13 protein-coding genes are annotated in these 12,928 nt (G+C 67.3%); 5 read left to right on the top strand and 8 right to left on the bottom strand.

Annotation, left to right across the window (positions count from 1 at the left end):
- Nucleotides 1-21: 21 nt before the first annotated feature.
- The 3 genes from thiC to BJ987_RS07625 form a co-directional block, all read right to left on the bottom strand.
- On the bottom strand, nucleotides 22-1,662 hold the full coding sequence (gene thiC, locus BJ987_RS07615; protein WP_209886092.1) for a phosphomethylpyrimidine synthase ThiC: 1,641 nt from the start codon (nucleotides 1,660-1,662) through the stop codon (nucleotides 22-24).
- Nucleotides 1,663-1,902: 240 nt separating this feature from the next.
- Nucleotides 1,903-2,382: a VOC family protein gene (locus BJ987_RS07620; RefSeq protein ID WP_209886095.1), complete on the bottom strand. Its 480-nt coding sequence runs from the start codon at nucleotides 2,380-2,382 to the stop codon at nucleotides 1,903-1,905.
- A 135-nt stretch (nucleotides 2,383-2,517) separates the two neighbouring features.
- A complete protein-coding gene (locus BJ987_RS07625; protein WP_209886098.1) occupies nucleotides 2,518-3,909 on the bottom strand; it encodes a lipase family protein in 1,392 nt (463 codons plus the stop codon).
- A 97-nt stretch (nucleotides 3,910-4,006) separates the two neighbouring features.
- Here BJ987_RS07625 and BJ987_RS07630 point away from each other — a divergent pair, with 97 nt between their 5' ends.
- Entirely contained in the window at nucleotides 4,007-4,693 is a 687-nt protein-coding gene (locus tag BJ987_RS07630; RefSeq protein ID WP_209886101.1) for a TetR/AcrR family transcriptional regulator, read from the top strand.
- Here the strand turns inward: BJ987_RS07630 and fahA are convergent, their stop codons facing one another.
- From fahA to BJ987_RS07655, 5 genes are all read right to left on the bottom strand, one after another.
- A complete protein-coding gene (fahA, locus tag BJ987_RS07635) occupies nucleotides 4,694-5,881 on the bottom strand; it encodes a fumarylacetoacetase (RefSeq protein WP_209886104.1) in 1,188 nt (395 codons plus the stop codon).
- On the bottom strand, nucleotides 5,878-7,074 hold the full coding sequence (locus BJ987_RS07640) for a homogentisate 1,2-dioxygenase (protein WP_209886107.1): 1,197 nt from the start codon (nucleotides 7,072-7,074) through the stop codon (nucleotides 5,878-5,880). Before BJ987_RS07640 ends, fahA begins: the two co-directional genes overlap by 4 nt.
- Nucleotides 7,075-7,208: 134 nt before the next feature.
- Nucleotides 7,209-8,033, bottom strand: a complete 825-nt coding sequence (locus BJ987_RS07645) for an exodeoxyribonuclease III (protein WP_209886110.1) — start codon at nucleotides 8,031-8,033, stop codon at nucleotides 7,209-7,211.
- Nucleotides 8,034-8,065: 32 nt separating this feature from the next.
- The gene (locus BJ987_RS07650) at nucleotides 8,066-9,028 is read right to left on the bottom strand and encodes an N-acetylglutamate synthase, CG3035 family (protein ID WP_209886113.1); all 963 of its coding nucleotides are present in this window, start codon (nucleotides 9,026-9,028) and stop codon (nucleotides 8,066-8,068) included.
- Between the two features lie 11 nt (nucleotides 9,029-9,039).
- A complete protein-coding gene (locus BJ987_RS07655) occupies nucleotides 9,040-9,630 on the bottom strand; it encodes a peptide deformylase (RefSeq protein ID WP_209886116.1) in 591 nt (196 codons plus the stop codon).
- Between the two features lie 273 nt (nucleotides 9,631-9,903).
- On the opposite strand from BJ987_RS07655, the gene napA reads away from it, so the two are divergent.
- The 4 genes from napA (at nucleotide 9,904) to BJ987_RS07675 (ending at nucleotide 12,879) form a co-directional block, all read left to right on the top strand.
- Complete coding sequence (gene napA, locus BJ987_RS07660; protein WP_194816285.1) at nucleotides 9,904-10,206, top strand: nucleoid-associated protein NapA; 303 nt, start codon at nucleotides 9,904-9,906, stop codon at nucleotides 10,204-10,206.
- A gap of 49 nt (nucleotides 10,207-10,255) precedes the next feature.
- Nucleotides 10,256-10,843 (top strand): LytR C-terminal domain-containing protein, encoded by a 588-nt coding sequence (locus BJ987_RS07665; RefSeq protein ID WP_209886119.1) that lies wholly within the window; start codon nucleotides 10,256-10,258, stop codon nucleotides 10,841-10,843.
- Nucleotides 10,844-10,991: 148 nt separating this feature from the next.
- Nucleotides 10,992-11,720, top strand: a complete 729-nt coding sequence (sodC, locus tag BJ987_RS07670; protein ID WP_209886122.1) for a superoxide dismutase[Cu-Zn] — start codon at nucleotides 10,992-10,994, stop codon at nucleotides 11,718-11,720.
- A 13-nt stretch (nucleotides 11,721-11,733) separates the two neighbouring features.
- Nucleotides 11,734-12,879 carry a glutamate--cysteine ligase gene (locus BJ987_RS07675; RefSeq protein WP_209886125.1) on the top strand — a complete coding sequence of 382 codons (1,146 nt, stop codon included), beginning with the start codon at nucleotides 11,734-11,736 and terminating at the stop codon, nucleotides 12,877-12,879.
- The last annotated feature ends 49 nt before the right edge of the window (nucleotides 12,880-12,928 follow it).

The following is a 12,928-nucleotide window of genomic DNA, read 5'->3' on the forward strand; positions in this document are numbered from 1 at the left end:
TCTCCGGTGGCATTTCGGGGGTCAGGACACGATCGGCAGATACACCTTGGCGCCCGCGTCGGCGAACTCCGCCGACTTCTCGGCCATGCCGGCCTCGATCGCCTCGACATCGGTAAGCCCTTGCCGCTCAGCGTATTCCCGCACATCGGCGGAGATGCGCATGGAGCAGAACTTCGGCCCGCACATGGAGCAGAAGTGTGCGGTCTTGGCGGGCTCCGCGGGCATGGTCTCGTCGTGGTACTCGCGCGCGGTGTCCGGATCCAGCGACAGCGCGAACTGGTCGCGCCAGCGGAATTCGAAACGGGCCTTGGACAATTCGTTGTCCCGGTCCTGGGCGTGCGGGTGCGCCTTGGCCAGATCCGCGGCATGCGCGGCGATCTTGTAGGTGATCACGCCGACCTTCACGTCATCCCGATTGGGCAGTCCCAGATGCTCTTTCGGGGTGACGTAGCAGAGCATCGCGGTGCCCGCCTGCGCGATGATGGCCGCGCCGATGGCCGAGGTGATGTGGTCGTAGGCCGGTGCGATATCGGTGGCGAGCGGGCCCAGGGTGTAGAACGGGGCCTCCTCGCAGAGCTCCTCCTCCAGACGCACGTTCTCCACGATCTTGTGCATCGGCACGTGGCCGGGGCCCTCGATCATCACCTGCACGCCATGGGATTTCGCGATCTTGGTGAGTTCGCCCAGGGTGCGCAGCTCGGCGAACTGCGCCTCGTCGTTGGCGTCGGCGATGGAACCGGGGCGCAGGCCGTCACCGAGGGAGAAGGTGATGTCGTAGCGCGCGAGGATCTCGCAGAGTTCCTCGAAGTGCGTGTACAGGAACGATTCCTGGTGGTGCGCCAGACACCACGCGGCCATGATGGATCCGCCCCGCGAGACGATGCCGGTGACGCGCTTGGCGGTCAGCGGTATGTAGCGCAGCAGCACACCGGCGTGCACGGTCATGTAGTCCACACCCTGCTCGGCCTGCTCGATCACGGTGTCGCGGTAGATCTCCCAGGTGAGCTGGGTCGGATCGCCGTTCACCTTCTCCAGCGCCTGGTAGATCGGCACGGTGCCGACCGGGACGGGGGAGTTGCGCAGGATCCATTCGCGGGTTTCGTGGATGTTCTTGCCGGTGGACAGATCCATGATGGTGTCCGCGCCCCAGCGGGTCGCCCACACCATCTTCTCCACCTCTTCGGCGATCGAGGAGGACACCGCGGAGTTGCCGATATTGGCGTTGATTTTCACCAGGAACTTCTTGCCGATGATGGTCGGCTCGAGCTCGGGATGGTTGTGGTTGGCCGGGATCACCGCGCGGCCCGCGGCGACCTCCGCGCGCACCAGCTCCGCCGAAACCCCTTCGCGCGCGGCGATGAAACGCATCTCCGGCGTGATGATGCCCTGCCGTGCCCAGGCCAGCTGGGTGCGCGGCCCCTCGACGTCCGGCTTGGTCCAGGCGTCGCGTAGCTTCGCGAGCCCCGCCTCCAGATCGATGGCGGCGTTGTCGTCGGTGTACGGACCGGAGGTGTCGTACACATCGAAGTGCTCACCGTTGGTGAGGTTGATGCGGCGCACCGGAATTCGGAGTTCGTCGACTTCGATGTAGTGCTTGACGCTGCCTTCGATCGGGCCCGTGGTAACGGTGTCGACAGTGTCGGACGTGGCTTGTTTGCCCATGTGGATCTCTCCCTACGCCGGCATTACCCGGTCAGGTTCATACGGTCGACGGCCCTGAACGCCCGGAATGGGCTAGCCGTCCTCTCAGCCCGCTGGTGCGAGCCCCCGTTCGGTGTGAAATTTTCCGCCCGACCATACCTGTCCGCTACCGTCCGGCACGCACCGAATGCCGTAATCCGGTGCTTCCGCACAACCGGGCGGGCCTGTCGCCCGCCCGCGCTCGGTCGATCCTCCGGGCTTTCAGCTGACCTTGCCCTCGTAGGCGTCGCGCATGGCCTGGACGTCGATCTTGCGCATACCGAGCATGGCCTTCATGGCGCGGTTGACGGCTTCCTTGTCGCCGACCATGAGCGCGTTCGCTTCGGCGGGCCAGACCTGCCATGGCACGCCGTACTTGTCGTTGAGCCATCCGCATTCGATTTCCTGGCCGCCGTCGGCGAGCAGCGCCGCCCAGAGGCGGTCGACCTCGGCCTGGCTGTCACAGTTGATCAACAACGACATAGCGTGCGAGTAGTGGTAGTCACCGCCGCCGTTGATAGCGGTGAACTGCTGCCCGCCGAGTTCGAAGTCGACGGTCATGACGAGGTCGGCTTCGCGCGGCCCGGCCTCGGAGTAGTGCTGCACGTTGGTGATCTTCGAATCGGGAAAGAGCGAACAGTAGAACTCGGCGGCTTCCTCGGCCTGGGTGTCGTACCAGAGATTCGTGACGATTTTCTGCATGACAGGGTCCTCCCGGTCTAGTGCATGGCCTGTGCCCATACCGACGATACGACGGCGCGAAATTCATCGGTCGGAAAAGACCGACCCCGGCCGGTCCGGTTCCGGTCGGGGTCAGCGGCGGCATCCGGCCGGTTCCTACCGTTCGCGCGGGCCGATCGGGAAGCCCAGTGCGCCGAAGGTGGCGTTCAGGTTGATCTCGATCTGGGTGATCAGGTCGTTGGTGTCGGCCAGCATGGAGACCGTGTTCTCGGTGCGGCAGCCGACCTGGTCGGGGGCGCCGGGCGCGAGCCGGGACTTCAGCCAGTTGAACGTGTCGGCCATGCCGAGCGAGGGCAGGGTCAGGTGCTCGCTGAGATGATCGCGCTTGTAGAGCACGGAAGCGCCTGCGGCACACCACTGCTGGGACAACCGGTCATTGGTCCACACCGGCACCGCTTCGTCGAAGACGCCCTGGTACAGGAAGATCGGCGCGGTCGGGGTGTTGCGGCCCAGTACCGTGGCGTCGAAGACTTCCTTGATTTCCGGCAGGGCCAGGAAGTCCTTGATCGGAATATCCAGCAGCCGTTGGTAATCCACGAACATCGCGGTCAGCGCATTGCGCGGGAGGCACTGCGAGTTGATCCGATCCAGCAGCCCGCGCCCCTCCGGCGTCAGGTGCCGGTAGGTGGTCTCCCGGAACGCGGGGTAGGCCTTGGACAGCGAGGCCATGCCGATACCCACCAGGCTGGAGAACATCGAGCCGTTGGTGTGTAGCAGCGAGACCACATCCGAGGTCGGCGCGCCGAGCGCAACCCCCTCGACGTTCAATTCCGGCGCATAGCTCGGCTGCATTTCGGCGGCCCAGCCCGAGCCCATGCCGCCACCGGAGTAGCCCCACATCGCGACCGGTGTGTGCACCCCGTCCAGGCCCAGCGGCTCGAACCGCTCGGCGGCCCGGATGCCGTCCAGCGTCATGTAGCCGGGTTCCTTGGCGACCGCCAGATGTCCTTGCAGCCCTTCGTAATCCGGGATGGAGACCGCCCAGCCCTGACTGATCAGCGCGGCCAGGGCGATCAGTTCACTTTGTGAATGGATGCCTTCCAGGCCTGGCAGACCCGCACCCTCTCGGAGCACGAACGAGGGTGCGCAGTCCGGGCTGGCGCTGTCGTAATAGAACTGGAGCGAGACCAGCGGCCGGGGCCGGTTCGGATCCGCGCCCGCGGGCAGGATGACGGTGCTGACCGCGACGGTGGGTTGCTCGAACAGATCGGTGGTGCGGTACATCAGCTGCCAGGAGCGCACATTCAGCGGCAGCACCGTGATCACCGCGAGCCGCACCTCCCGGGACTTGAGCACGGTGCCGGGTTCGGTGGCTTCGAAGCCCGCCGGGGCTTGATAGAACGCGTCCTGCGACGGCGGCGGCACCGCCGCGGCGGGCGCGGCGGTGACCCCGCCGGTCAGCAGCGTGGCCGCGACGGCCACGGCCACCCCCAGCGTGGCCGCGAGCGATCTGCCGCGTCTGGTCCGATCTCCGGTGAGCACTGCCACGTCTGCCTTCTTCCTGCTCGAGGTGGAGTGATTACAACAGACCATCGGGTTAGGAACAAGATGTCTTGTTGAAAGTGCGCCCGCTAATCTCGAAGTCATGACCCGCAGCAACTCCGCCGCGCGGCCGGCCCCAGCCCCGGCCCAGGCTCCGGCGCGGCGCCGGATCCGTGGTCTCGACGCCGAACAGCGCAGCGCGCAACGGCGCAGTCAACTGCTCGATTCGGCCACCGAACTGTTCGCCGCGCAAAGCTTTTCGGGTACCTCGATCGAGCAGATCTGCCAGCACGCGTTCGTCGGAACCAAGGGCTTCTACGATCACTTCGATAGCAAGGAAGCCTGCTATATCGCGCTGCTGGAACAGCTGACGGCGCAGATTCAGGATCGGGTCGCCGCGGCGGCGGCCGCGGTCGCCGACCGGCCGCGCCCGGAACGGATCGCCGCGGTCCTGACGGAGTTCGTGCACGCCATCGCCGACGATCCCCGCCTGGCCAAGGTCACCTTCGGCGAAGCGGGCGGCATTTCGCCGACCGTGGAGAAACAGCGCCGCGGCAACCGGCGCTGGGCCGCCGCCTTCCTCGAGCGGCAGTGGTCGGACGAGCCGAACCCGGACCGCGCGAGTCTGGCGTTGGCGCTCGCGACGGTCGGCGGCATGTTCGAGCTGGTCGCCGACTGGCTGCACCACCACGACGACGGGGGCGTCCCGGACGCGGTCGGCGTCTTGATCGAGGACCTCATCCGGTTCGTCGCGGCCGTCGAGGCCGGCCGGGCCGCTGTCGCTCGCTGATCAGGCGTGCTTGCCCGCGCGCGCCGCCCAGATACGGCCGCGGACTTCGCCGAGGCCGATGCGCTGGAAACCCGGGCCGGGCGCCGACGCCGTGATGACGATCTCGTCCCCGTCCTCCAGGAAGGTGCGCTTCTGGCCGTTGACCTGAATGGGTTGGGTTCCGCCCCAGGACAATTCGATGAACGAGCCGCGCTGGTCGGGATCCGGGCCGGAGATGGTGCCCGAGGCGTAGAGATCACCGGTGCGGGTGGCGGCGCCATTGGCGGTGAGGTGGGCCAGCATCTGCGCCGGTGACCAGTACATCCGGGCGTACGGCGGGTAGGAGACCGCTTCGCCGTCCCAGTGCACGGTGAGGTCGATGTCGAGACCCCACGGGTCGGGCGCCTGCAGGTAGGACAGCGGCGCCGGATCCTGCGAGGGCAGCGGGATGCGCGCGGTCTCCAGGGCGGCCAAGGGGGTTATCCACGCCGAGAGCGAGGTGGCGAAGGACTTGCCCAGGAACGGGCCGAGCGGCTGGTACTCCCAGGCCTGGATATCGCGGGCCGACCAGTCGTTGACCAGGCCGATGCCGAAGACGTGCGCCTCGAAATCCTCTATATCGATCGGCCGGCCGAGCTCGGAGCCGACGCCTACGACGAAGCCCAGCTCCGCCTCGATGTCCAGTCGCCGGGACGGACCGAAATCCGGTGTGCCCGAATCGGTCCGGCGTTGCCCGCGGGGGCGGACGATATCGGTGCCGGACACCACGACGGTGCCGGCTCGGCCGTGGTAGCCGACCGGCAGATGCCGCCAATTCGGCAGCAGCGGTTCGGCGTCCGGGCGGAACAGCCGACCGAGATTGGTGGCGTGATCGATGCTGGCGTAGAAGTCGACGTAGTCGCCCACCCGTACCGGCAGTTTCAGGTCGACCTCGGCGAGCGAGTGCACGGCCGCGGCCGGAAGATCGGTCTCGGCGAGCGTCCGCACCCGTTCGCGCACCTCGCGCCAGCGCCGGGGACCCTGTGCCAGAAAAGGATTCAGGCTCGGCTCGGCGAAGACGGAATCGTCCAGCGCCGCCGCGAGATCGATGACCGAGTCGCCCAACCGGACCCCGACCCGGTAGCCCCCGCCTGCCGGGGCGAACACGCCGTAGGGCAGGTTGTCCGGCCCGAACAGTGATTCGGGTGCCACCTCGATGCGGGTCCTCATGCCGGGCCCCGCCCCGACCAGGTCCACGCGTAAGCCGGGTCTTCGCAGGCCAGCGCGCCCTCCCCGAGTTCTAGCGGACGGAAGGTGTCGACCATGACGGCCAGCTCGTCGAAGAAGTCCAGGCCGATGCTGCGCTCGTAGGCGCCGGGCTGCGGGCCGTGCGCGTAACCGCCGGGATGCACCGACACCGAACCCTGGCCGATTCCGGATCCCTTGCGCGCCTCGTAGTTTCCGCCGCAATAGAACATGATCTCGTCGGAGTCGACATTGGAGTGGTAGTACGGCACCGGGATGGACAGCGGGTGATAATCCACCTTGCGCGGCACGAAGTTGCACACCACGAAGTTGACCCCCTCGAATGCCTGATGCACCGGCGGCGGCTGATGGATGCGCCCGGTGATCGGCTCGAAATCGGCGATATTGAAGGTGAGCGGATACAGGCAGCCGTCCCAGCCGACCACATCGAAGGGATGGGTCGCGTAGACCATCCGAGTGCCCGCGACCTGCCCGCCGGGGCGGTGCTTCACCAGCACCTCCACGTCGGTGCCGATCTCCAGCAAGGTTTCACCGGGTCCGTGCAGATCGCGCTCGCAATACGGCGAATGTTCCAGCAGCTGACCATATTTCGACAGATAGCGCTTCGGCGGCGTGATGTGGCTCGACGCTTCGATCGCGTACGCGCGCAGCGGTTCCGCGCCGGTAGGCAGCCAGCGATGCGTGGTGGCCCGGGGGATCAGCACCTGGTCGCCCGGACGTGCGCGCAAGGGCCCGAAGACCGTCTCCACGACCGCTTCGCCGGACTCGACGTAGACGAGTTCGTCGCCGATCGCGTTGCGGTACAACGGCGATGGTTTGCGCGCCGCCACGTAGGAGATGCGCACATCGGCGTTGCCGAGGACGAGTCGCCGGCCGGTCACCACGTCCGTCTCGGCCGCGGTGTCCCCGGGGAACAGCTCGTGCAGCCGCAGATGCCGGTGCCGCAGTGGATGATTCGGCGTGGTGCGCTGATCCGGCAATTCCCAGACCGTCGAGTCGACGATCGCGGGCGGCAGGCCGCGGTGATAGAGCAGCGAGGAATCTCCGGAGAAGCCCTCTTCGCCCATCAACTCCTCGTAATAGAGGTTGCCCTGCTCGTCGCGGTGCTGGGTGTGCCGCTTCGGCGGCACCGAGCCGACCTGCCGATAGAACGCCATGCCCGCATGCTAGTGCGCGGCAGCGCGAAATAAAGCGAAGTTGCCGGGTGATAGGCAGTTTGCACGGAATTACGCCGGGCGATCGGCACTGTGACCGAACAATTGCCTACCTGAAAGCCGAACTCCTTGTCATCTCACTCATTCGGCAAACCGAACTCCGCGATGACCGGCGCGTGGTCGCTGGCGCCCTTGCCTTTGCGCTCCTCGCGGTCCACGTTCGCGTCCTTGACGGTGGCGGCCAGCGCCTGCGAGGCCAGGATGAAATCGATGCGCATGCCCTCCCGGCGGGGGAAGCGCAGTTGGGTGTAATCCCAGTAGGTGTAGACGCCGGGTCCGGGCGCGAACGGTCGCATGACATCGGCGAATCCATGGTCGAGGAAGGCGTTGAAGGCATCGCGTTCCGGTTGCGAGACATGGGTCTTGCCCGCGAAGAACTCCATCGACCACACGTCCTCGTCGCGGGGCGCGATATTCCAGTCGCCGACCAGAGCGACCTTGGCCTGCGGGTCCGCGGTCAGCCAGCCGCCGGCGGTAGCGCGCAGGGCGGCCAGCCATTCCAGCTTGTAGGCGTAGTGCGGGTCGCCGAGGGTGCGGCCGTTCGGCACATACAGGCTCCATACCCGGACGCCGCCGCACGTCGCGCCCAGCGCGCGCGACTCCACCACCGGCGCGCTGATCAGCGACTCGCCGGCGTCCTTGTCGAAGCCGGGCTGACCGGGAAAGGCCAGTTCGACATCGCTCAGACCGACGCGGGAGGCGATGGCCACGCCGTTCCACTGGTTCACGCCGAGATGGGCGACCTCGTAGCCGAGTTCGTCGAACCGCTCGAACGGGAACTGATCGTCGCGGCACTTGGTTTCCTGCAGCGCGAGCACATCGATGTCCTGACGGTCCAGGAACTGCACCACCCGATCGATGCGGGAACGGACGGAGTTGACGTTCCAGGTCGCCAAACGCACGAAAAGCCTTCTTTCGGTATCGGATTCGACAGTTACCGGGGCGCCGCGTACCGGTAGTTGTGGTGCTCGAGGAATCCCAGATCCCGGTAGAGCGCGAGGGCCGCCGCGTTGTCGGCCTCGACCTGCACGTAGGCGTGGGTCGCACCGCGGGCGTGCCCCCAGCGGATCAGCTCGGCGCACACCAGCGCCCCGAGACCGTGGCGGCGGTGCGCCGCCTGCACGGCGATACAGCTGAGGCCGACCCAGCGGCGCAGGTCCGGCGCGGTCGTGACGGCGGCGCGTCCGATGGCGATCGGTTCCGGCACACCCAGCGCGGCGAAACCCAGTTTGCCGTCGTGCACGGCGGTCAGCACCTCGGGGACGGGCTGCTGCGGGACGGCCGTCAACGCGGGATTCTCGCCGCGGTAGCGGTGCAGTCGCAGCCAGGCCGCGTCTGGTTCGGTCGCCGTGCGCACCATCGGCGGGCCCTGGGGGAGAACGAAATTCTCGATATCGATGCCCAGGACGACGGTCTCGCTCCAGGTGCGCCAACCCTGGGGGACCGGTGCCAGGCGATCGGGCAGCAACAACTGGAAGGGCAGGCCGCGCTCGGCGTACCAGGCGGCGATACGCTGCAGCGTCTCCGCGGCGAGCACCGCGGGCGCACCGGAACGGCCCAGTGGCGCAGCCGAATTGGCGCGATTGGTGTATCCGTGCCCGGCGCGCAGTAGCCAGCCGTCGATCCACTCCTGTTGCACGCCCGGCCAGCCGTCGGCCGCGGCGGTTTCCAGTGCGCGGATCTCGCTGGTGCGAATCGGCCTGGGGCCCAGCGCCTTCAGCGCCACCACCTGGTCCGGTGGGACGGTAACCAGTTGTTCGGCACCGACTTTGACGGTCGGCGGCTCCAGCGACACCAGCTCGCCGATGACATCGGTCAGCGGCGGGGTGGAGCCGGGCGGCAGCTGGTAGCGCATGACCACCCGGGCGCCGAGCGGGATCGAAGGTTCAGTTGTCATCTACTCATGATTCAGTCGTCGTGGCCGAACGGATCCGGCACTGTGCCGGGCACCCAGCTGAGACCCGGTGTGCCCCAGCCCTCGCGCTTGATCGCCTTCTTCGCGGCCCGTGCGTGCCGGCCGATCAGCACGTCCACGTACAGGAATCCGTCCAGGTGGCCGACCTCGTGCTGCAGCATGCGGGCGAAGAAGCCCTTGCCCTCGATGTCGACCGGATCGCCGTGCTCGTCGGTGCCGGTGACGCGCGCCCAGTCGGCCCGTCCGGTGGGGAACTGGAAGCCGGGGACCGAGAGGCAGCCCTCATCGTCGTCGTCCGGATCCGGCATGGTCTCCGGGATCTCGGAGGTCTCCAGCACCGGGTTGATCACCGCGCCCTTGCGCCGGGTCGCGGTGCCGTCGTCGGTGATGTCGGGGCAGTCGTAGACGAACAGTCGCAGCGGGACCCCGACCTGGTTCGCGGCCAGCCCGACACCGTTGGAGACGTCGAGCGTTTCGTACATGTCCGCGATCAACTCCGCCAGTTCCTCCGGCGTCTGGGTAACCGGTTCGGTCGGGTTGTGCAGAACGGGGTCACCGACGATCACGATGGGGAGGACTGCCATGAGAAACAAGCCTAACGTGTGGGCCGGGTCATCCCGGGGCCGGAGGCCGGAGCGGGACACGCCGCTAATCCGTAGTAAACGAACACGCCGCGTTGGAGCTGAGCTACCTCCGGGCCGCGTGGTTGAATGATCCGCGACGTACAGGCACCATTTTTCGTCTGCCGCGGTGCGAGCTCAGCGTCCGGAGGCGGTAGCGGAGCGTGACCGTCAGGCGACGGGTGGGCGGGCGTCGCGAACACCGCCATAGAGACTGGAACTCGGCGAGGGAGCAAGATGGACGGCGCAGCGGCTCGGAATCTCGAGACGGTAACCGACGGGGAAAGCAGCGGCCTGAGTCGCCGCGAGCTGGACATCCTGGCCTTCGAACGGCAGTGGTGGAAGTACGCGGGCGCCAAGGAAGAGGCCATCCGTGAACTGTTCTCGCTCTCGCCGACCCGCTACTACCAGGTGCTCAACGCGGTAGTCGATCGTCCCGAAGCCCTCGCCGCCGACCCCATGCTGGTGAAGCGCCTGCGCCGGTTGCGCGCGAGCCGGCAGAAGGCCAGAGCCGCTCGCCGCCTCGGATTTCAGGTATGACACTCCCAGTTGCGTTCACCGGAGCTGAACTGCGGCTAGGGTCGTTGGCGTGAGCTCTCCCAATCCCACCTCCGGCGGGCCGCCGTTGCGCGCGCTGGCGATGGTGTTGATCGCGTTGGCCATCGTGTTCGCCGGGCTCGGTGCGATGTCGCTGTCGAATTCCGACTCCGGCACCGTGGCCGAAACGCCGTCCAGCACACCGAAACCGGTGCCGCCGGCCACCTCCGCCGCCCCGCGCACCACCGTGCCGTCCTCGGCCCCCGCGACGACCACGGACGTGACGTCCACCACCGCGCCGACCACCACCGCCCCGGTCACCACTACGCCGAGCACCACCGCGGCGGCTCCGGCCGCGACGGTGAATCGCGCTGTGCCCGTGCGGGTCCTGAACAACAGCCTGGTCGCCGGCCTGGCCGCGAACACCGCGGCGGAGCTCACCGCCAACGGCTGGACGAACGTCTCGGCCGGCAACTACGCGGGCGGCACCATCGCGAAAAGCACCGTGTACTACGGGAATACGGCCGGTGAAAAGGAAGCGGCCGTGCAGATCGCGAACGAACTGGGCGTCAGCGCCCAGCCGAAAGCGGCGGGAATCGACTCCGGCACGGGTGTGATCGTCATCTTGACGGGTAACTGACTTACAAGCACCAAGTAGTGAAGCGCGAGTGACGCGGCCCCTGCACGGTGTGACGCGGCGGGCGTGGCATCATCTTGTCCGGTAACGAACGTGTCCACCCAGCTTTACTCGTAAGATCTAACTCGGTACTCGTAAAGGAGTTCCCCCGATGGCAGTGCCTACCCACCCCGCCGACTCCGTCGGCTGCCATCCCCGGACGTCCGCGACTCGTCGTCCGTCCTGGCGGACCGTGGCCCCGGTGCTCGCGGTGGCGGTCTTCGGTCTCGCTGCCTGCACGAACAGCCAGGAATCGAGTGACGTCAAGGGAACCACGCCGCCGGTGTGGACCGGTGCGGATGCCCCGCCGCAGGGCGAGCCCGGCAAGGAAACCGGTGACGCGCACGGCAGTCAGGGTCACAAGGTCGACCTGAAGGACCCCTCGGGCGCCTCGGTCGGCACCGCGAACATCGTGCAGAGCGGGAACCACCTGCAGTTCACCATCGAGGCGCACGGCCTGAAGCCCGGCTTCCACGGTCTGCACATCCACTCCTTCGGCAAGTGCGAGCCGAACTCCGTCGCCCCGACCGGCGGCCCGGCGGGCGCCTTCCTGTCCGCGGGTGGCCACCTGCAGGTCGGCAGCGCCAACACGCACCCGGCCAGCGGCGACCTGACCTCGCTGCAGGTGCGCGCGGACGGCAACGCCAAGCTGATCACCACCACCGACGCGGTCACCATGGACGACATCAAGGGCAAGGCCCTGATGATCCATGCCGACGCGGACAACTTCGGGAACATCCCCAACCGTTATCTCCAGGCCAACGGCGCCGCTGGACCGGACCAGAACACGCTGGCGACAGGTGATGCGGGCGACCGCGTCGCCTGTGGCGTGATCCAGTAACGAAGGTGGCGACATGGCCGGGGCACCAAGCGCGAACGTACCGTTCAAAGGTTCACCCCGGCCCACGATCGGCATCGAGTGGGAGATAGCGCTCGTCGACAAGGTGACGCGCGATCTGTCCAACACCGCCGCAGCGGTTTTCGACGCGGTCGGTGATCTGCGCGCCCACGACGGCACCCCGCAGATCACCAAGGAATTGCTGCGCAACACCGTCGAACTGGTGACCGGCGTACACGAGAACGTCGCCAGTGCGGTGGACGACCTGCGCGGCACCATGGACACCGTGCGCCGCGCCGCCGACCCGCTCGGCGTCGATCTGTTCTGCGCGGGCACCCACCCCTTCGCGCAGTGGTCGGCCCAGCAGCTGACCCGCTCCGAGCACTACGACGAGCTGATCGAGCGCACCCAGTGGTGGGGCCGGCAGATGATGATCTGGGGCGTGCACGTGCACGTCGGAGTCTCGCACCGGGACAAGGTCTTTCCGATCCTGAACTCGCTGCTGCTGTCGTATCCGCATCTGCTCGCGCTGTCCGCGTCCTCGCCGATGTGGGCGGGTTCGGACACCGGTTACGCCAGCAACCGGACGCTGATGTTCCAGCAACTGCCCACCGCGGGCCTGCCGTTCCAGTTCGACAATTGGCCGCAGTTCGAAGGTTTCGTGCACGATCAGCTCAAGACTGGCGTCTTCGAGCAGCTCGGCGGCATGCACTGGGATATCCGGCCGGCGCCCAAGTGGGGCACCATCGAGGTGCGGGTCTGCGACGGCATCTCCACCAAGACCGAGCTGGCCGCGATGGCCGCGCTCATCCACTGCCTCATCGTCGATCTGGACCGGCGCATCGAGGGCGGCGAGGAGTTGCCCACGCTGCCGCCCTGGCATGTGCAGGAGAACAAGTGGCGGGCCGCGCGCTACGGGCTGGACGCGATCATCATCGTCGATGCCGACAGCAATGAGCGCCTGGTCACCGACGATCTGTCCGAACTGCTGAATCGGCTGGAACCGACCGCCAAGGAACTGGGCTGCGCGGCCGAGCTCGCTTCGGTCGCGGAGATCCCGCTGCGCGGTGCGTCCTATCAGCGGCAGCGCAAAGTCGCGGCCGCGGCGCAGGGCGATCTGGTCGCGGTGGTGGACTCGCTGGTCAAGGAGCTGGACACCTAGCTCCGGCCGCCTGTTCAGTTGGCCAGGGGGCTGACGTTCACGCGCCGTT

Source organism: Nocardia goodfellowii, assembly GCF_017875645.1.
Classification (GTDB): Bacteria; Actinomycetota; Actinomycetes; order Mycobacteriales; family Mycobacteriaceae; genus Nocardia; species Nocardia goodfellowii.

Excerpts from the sequence above, each read along its gene's own strand:
- thiC (WP_209886092.1), bottom strand. The coding sequence starts at position 1,662 with ATGGGCAAACAAGCCACGTCCGACACTGTCGACACCGTTACCACGGGC.
- BJ987_RS07620 (WP_209886095.1), bottom strand. The coding sequence starts at position 2,382 with ATGCAGAAAATCGTCACGAATCTCTGGTACGACACCCAGGCCGAGGAA.
- BJ987_RS07630 (WP_209886101.1), top strand. The coding sequence starts at position 4,007 with ATGACCCGCAGCAACTCCGCCGCGCGGCCGGCCCCAGCCCCGGCCCAG.
- fahA (WP_209886104.1), bottom strand. The coding sequence starts at position 5,881 with ATGAGGACCCGCATCGAGGTGGCACCCGAATCACTGTTCGGGCCGGAC.
- BJ987_RS07640 (WP_209886107.1), bottom strand. The coding sequence starts at position 7,074 with ATGGCGTTCTATCGGCAGGTCGGCTCGGTGCCGCCGAAGCGGCACACC.
- BJ987_RS07650 (WP_209886113.1), bottom strand. The coding sequence starts at position 9,028 with ATGACAACTGAACCTTCGATCCCGCTCGGCGCCCGGGTGGTCATGCGC.
- BJ987_RS07655 (WP_209886116.1), bottom strand. The coding sequence starts at position 9,630 with ATGGCAGTCCTCCCCATCGTGATCGTCGGTGACCCCGTTCTGCACAAC.
- napA (WP_194816285.1), top strand. The coding sequence starts at position 9,904 with ATGGACGGCGCAGCGGCTCGGAATCTCGAGACGGTAACCGACGGGGAA.
- sodC (WP_209886122.1), top strand. The coding sequence starts at position 10,992 with ATGGCAGTGCCTACCCACCCCGCCGACTCCGTCGGCTGCCATCCCCGG.
- BJ987_RS07675 (WP_209886125.1), top strand. The coding sequence starts at position 11,734 with ATGGCCGGGGCACCAAGCGCGAACGTACCGTTCAAAGGTTCACCCCGG.